Origin of the sequence: Staphylococcus sp. GDY8P57P, assembly GCF_017892585.1 — a bacterium.
GTDB lineage: Bacteria > Bacillota > Bacilli > Staphylococcales > Staphylococcaceae > Staphylococcus > Staphylococcus borealis.
The window spans coordinates 1-5,029 of record NZ_JAESLK010000015.1; the positions used below are offsets into that span (position 1 = coordinate 1).

Here is a 5,029-nt window from a genome sequence, read left to right on the forward strand (position 1 = left end):
TCAATGCATATCTTAGATAGTAGCCAACGGCTACAGTGATAACATCCTTGTTAAATTGTTTATATCTGAAATAGTTCATACAGAAGACTCCTTTTTGTTAAAATTATACTATAAATTCAACTTTGCAACAGAACCATAAAATGGAATACAGACGTAAGAAACTTTTATACAGGATCATTATACTTAAGTTTAATTTCGTTATTACAGAACCACACATTCCAACCAGAAGAGAAAGTATGTCTATTTAGTTATGGTTCAGGAGCAGTAGGAGAAATCTTTAGTGGTTCAATCGTTAAAGGATATGACAAAGCATTAGATAAAGAGAAACACTTAAATATGCTAGAATCTAGAGAGCAATTATCAGTCGAAGAATACGAAACATTCTTTAACAGATTTGATAATCAAGAATTTGATTTCGAACGTGAATTGACACAAGATCCATATTCAAAAGTATACTTATACAGTATAGAAGACCATATCAGAACATATAAGATAGAGAAATAAACTAGTGGCCGATTGTGCTTGATGAGCTTGGGACATAAATCCTAACTCGAAATAAATAAGCATATCACTAAACTGATTTTTTAAAGTTTACAGTGATATGCTTATTTTTTTATCTTACGATTTTGTACGTGCATGCTTGCCTAGGGGTATGGCTCGAGCCATTAGTCTCTCGCACATACTATTCCCTCAGGCGTCAGCACTTACAAAATCGGTTGTAATTTTCATTTTTATACGCATTCTTACTGAGATTATACTAATAAGAGGAATAGTAAAAGCAATTCTAAGTAAAATTGCAGATAAGAGGTTTGTTAAAAGCAGTTCTCAGTAAAATTACAGATAAGAGGTACGTTAAAAGCAGTTCTCAGTAAAATTGCAGATAAGAGGTTTGTTAAAAGCAGTTCTAAGTAAAATTGCAGATAAGAGGTACGTTAAAAGCAATTCCATGCAAAATTGCTGATAAGGGGTAAGTTAAAAGCAGTTCTCAGTAAAATTGCAGATAAGAGGTACGTTAAAAGCAGTTCTAGGCAAAATTGCAGATAAGAGGTGCGTTAAAAGCAGTTCTCAGTAAAATTGCTGATAAGGGGTAAGTTAAAAGCAATCCTAAGTAAAATTGCAGATAAGAGGTAAGTTAAAAGCAATCCTAAGTAAAATTGCAGATAAGGGGTACAGAAAAACTAGACTTGATTACAAAATGGAGCTTGGGACATAAATGATTTTTTAAAAATGAGATGAGACGTAGATTAACTCCATAATCAATACGAATCTATCGACTTCTTTATTTATGATATTCATCTCTTTTTAATGGAAATAAAAGTGCGATTAATGTGATAATACAGTTACGTTAATTAAAAAAATAAAAATGCAAGGAGAGGTAATATGCTAACTGTATATGGACATAGAGGATTACCTAGTAAAGCTCCGGAAAATACAATTGCATCATTTAAAGCTGCTTCAGAAGTAGAAGGTATAAACTGGTTGGAGTTAGATGTTGCAATTACAAAAGATGAACAACTGATTATCATTCATGATGATTATTTAGAACGGACTACAAATATGTCCGGGGAAATAACTGAATTGAATTATGATGAAATTAAAGATGCTTCTGCAGGATCTTGGTTTGGTGAAAAATTCAAAGATGAACATTTGCCAACTTTCGATGATGTAGTAAAAATAGCAAATGAATATAATATGAATTTAAATGTAGAATTAAAAGGTATTACTGGACCGAATGGACTAGCACTTTCTAAAAGTATGGTTAAGCAAGTGGAAGAACAATTAACAAACTTAAATCAGAATCAAGAAGTGCTCATTTCAAGCTTTAATGTTGTGCTTGTTAAACTTGCAGAAGAAATCATGCCACAATATAACAGAGCAGTTATATTCCATACAACTTCGTTTCGTGAAGACTGGAGAACACTTTTAGATTACTGTAATGCTAAAATAGTAAACACTGAAGATGCCAAACTTACTAAAGCAAAAGTAAAAATGGTAAAAGAAGCGGGTTATGAATTGAACGTATGGACTGTAAACAAACCAGCACGTGCAAACCAACTTGCTAATTGGGGAGTTGATGGTATCTTTACAGACAATGCAGATAAAATGGTGCATTTGTCTCAATAGAAAGTTAGAGGTGAGTCTTACGTTTCAGTGACGGTAGACTTACCTTTAACATGTTACATACTAAAAAATTAATTTGAATAAGAAAGAGAGACATATATGAAATACGATGATTTTATAGTAGGAGAAACATTCAAAACAAAAAGCCTTCATATTACAGAAGAAGAAATTATCCAATTTGCAACAACTTTTGATCCTCAATATATGCATATAGATAAAGAAAAAGCAGAACAAAGTAGATTTAAAGGTATCATTGCATCTGGCATGCATACACTTTCAATATCATTTAAATTATGGGTAGAAGAAGGTAAATACGGAGAAGAAGTTGTAGCAGGAACACAAATGAATAACGTTAAATTTATTAAACCTGTATACCCAGGTAATACATTGTACGTTATCGCTGAAATTACAAATAAGAAATCCATAAAAAAAGAAAATGGACTCGTTACAGTGTCACTTTCAACATACAATGAAAATGAAGAAATTGTATTTAAAGGAGAAGTAACAGCACTTATTAATAATTCATAATAAAACAGTGAAGCAACCATCGTTACGGATTGCTTCACTGTTTTGTTATTCATCTATATCGTATTTTTTATTACCGTTCTCATATAGCTCATCATACACTTTACCTGAGATTTTGGCATTGTAGCTAGCCATTCCTTTATCTTGTACATCTTTAACATTAATAGCCATCATCATGTTTGGATTATCTTTATCATATGATATAAACCACCCAATTTGTCTGCCAGTTTCTCCTTGTTTCATTTTGAGTTCTGCAGTACCGGATTTGCCAATTAAGTTTGCATAAGATCTATAAATATCTTCTTTATGTGTTTTATTTACGACTTGTTGCATACCATCAGTTAATAGATTGATATTTTCTTTGGAAATAATATTTTTCTTCCAAACTTTGTTTTTCGTGTCTTTTAATAAGTGAGGTGCGTTAATATTGCCATTATTTTCTAATGCGCTATAGATTGAAAGGATCTGTACTGGGTTAATCAGTATTTCACCTTGTCCGTAACCTGAATCAGCTAATAATATTTCATTATCTAAATTTTTGTTTGAAATTTGAGCATTATAAAATGGATAATCACTTGGTATATCTTCACCAACACCTAGTTTTTTCATGCCTTTTTCAAATTTCTTACTGCCTAATTCGAGTGCTACTCTAGCAAAGAAAATGTTATCTGATGATTCTATTGCTTGTTTTAAGTCGATATTACCATTTACCACTTCATATCTTGTAACGTTGTAACCACCCCAAGATTTATCTTTTTGCCAACCTTTACCATCGATTTTATAACTTGTTTTATCGTCTAATGTTTTGTTATTTAACCCAATCATTGCTGTTAATATTTTTTGAGTTGAACCTGGTGAAGTTGTAATCTGGAACTTGTTGAGCAGAGGTTCTTTTTTATCTTCGGTTAATTTATTATATTCTTCGTTACTCATGCCATACATAAATGGATAGACGTCATATGAAGGTGTGCTTACAAGTGCTAATAATTCACCTGTTTGAGGGTGGATAGCAGTACCTGAGCCATAATCATTTTTCATGTTGTTATAAATACTCTTTTGAACTTTAGCATCAATAGTTAGTTGAATATCTTTGCCATCTTTTTTCTTTTTCTCTATTAATGTATGTGCGATTGTATTGCTATTATCGTCAACGATTGTGACACGATAGCCATCTTCATGTTGGAGCTTTTTATCGTAAAGTTTTTCGAGTCCCTTTTTACCAATAACTGCATCATCTTTATAGCCTTTATATTCTTTTTGTTTTAATTCTTCAGAGTTAATGGGACCAACATAACCTAATAGATGTGAAGTCGCTTTTCCTAGAGGATAGTTACGACTTTCTGTTTCATTAGTTGTAAGATGAAATTTTTTTGCGAAATCTCTTAAATATTCATCCATTTTTTTAACGGTTTTAAGTGGAACGAAGGTATCATCTTGTACCCAATTTTGATCCATTTGTTGTTTGATATAGTCTTCAGAAATACTTAGTTCTTTAGCGATTGCTTTATAATCTTTTTTAGATACATTCTTTGGAACGATGCCTATCTCATATGCTGTTCCTGTATTGGCCAATTCCACATTGTTTCGGTCTAAAATTTTACCACGTTCTGATTTTAAATTTTCAATATGTATGCTTTGGTCTTTCTGCATTCCTGGAATAATGACGCTATGATCCCAATCTAACTTCCACATACCATCTTCTTTAACAAAATTAAATTGAACGTTGCGATCAATGTTACCGTAGTTTGTTTTAATTTTATATTGAGCATCTACTCGTTTTTTATTTTTAGATACTTTTTTTATTTTACGATCCTGAATGTTTATATCTTTAACGCCTAAACTATTATATATTTTTATCGGACGTTCAGTCATTTCTACTTCACCATTATCGCTTTTAGAAATATAACTGCTATCTTTATAAACTTGTTTGAAATTTTTATCTTCAATTGCATCAATAGTATTATTAATTTCTTTATCTTTTGAAGCATAAAAATATATACCAAACCCGACAACTACAACTATTAAAATAAGTGGAACAATTTTTATCTTTTTCATCAATATCCTCCTTATATAAGACTACATTTGTAATATATTACAAATGTAGTATTTATGTCAAAATAATGTTATAATTTTTGTGATATGGAGGTGTAGAAGGTGTTATCATCTTTTTTAATGTTAAGTATAATCAGTTCATTGCTCACGATATGTGTAATTTTTTTACTCTTCTTGTTTTAGATGATATTTAAGGTTCTGTTGCAAAGTTGAATTTATAGTATAATTTTAACAAAAAGGAGTCTTCTGTATGAACTATTTCAGATATAAACAATTTAACAAGGATGTTATCACTGTAGCCGTTGGCTACTATCTAAGATATGCATTGAGT

4 protein-coding genes and 2 pseudogenes are annotated in these 5,029 nt (G+C 31.0%); 4 read left to right on the forward strand and 2 right to left on the reverse strand.

Annotated features, from left to right (window positions below; translation table 11 throughout):
- A pseudogene (locus KA878_RS04495) lies at nucleotides 1–79 on the reverse strand (IS6 family transposase); the annotation flags it as partial.
- Between the two features lie 56 nt (nucleotides 80–135).
- Between KA878_RS04495 and KA878_RS04500 the strand changes: the two are divergent.
- From KA878_RS04500 to KA878_RS04510, 3 genes are all read left to right on the forward strand, one after another.
- A complete protein-coding gene (locus tag KA878_RS04500) occupies nucleotides 136–504 on the forward strand; it encodes a hydroxymethylglutaryl-CoA synthase (RefSeq protein WP_312883914.1) in 369 nt (122 codons plus the stop codon).
- Nucleotides 505–1,380: 876 nt separating this feature from the next.
- Nucleotides 1,381–2,124: a glycerophosphoryl diester phosphodiesterase gene (locus KA878_RS04505; RefSeq protein ID WP_000958858.1), complete on the forward strand. Its 744-nt coding sequence runs from the start codon at nucleotides 1,381–1,383 to the stop codon at nucleotides 2,122–2,124.
- A 96-nt stretch (nucleotides 2,125–2,220) separates the two neighbouring features.
- Nucleotides 2,221–2,649: a MaoC family dehydratase gene (locus KA878_RS04510; RefSeq protein ID WP_000872606.1), complete on the forward strand. Its 429-nt coding sequence runs from the start codon at nucleotides 2,221–2,223 to the stop codon at nucleotides 2,647–2,649.
- Nucleotides 2,650–2,694: 45 nt separating this feature from the next.
- Here the strand turns inward: KA878_RS04510 and mecA are convergent, their stop codons facing one another.
- Nucleotides 2,695–4,704 carry a PBP2a family beta-lactam-resistant peptidoglycan transpeptidase MecA gene (gene mecA, locus KA878_RS04515; protein WP_063852638.1) on the reverse strand — a complete coding sequence of 670 codons (2,010 nt, stop codon included), beginning with the start codon at nucleotides 4,702–4,704 and terminating at the stop codon, nucleotides 2,695–2,697.
- A 244-nt stretch (nucleotides 4,705–4,948) separates the two neighbouring features.
- Between mecA and KA878_RS04520 the strand changes: the two are divergent.
- Nucleotides 4,949–5,029, forward strand: a pseudogene (locus tag KA878_RS04520) (IS6 family transposase); the annotation flags it as partial.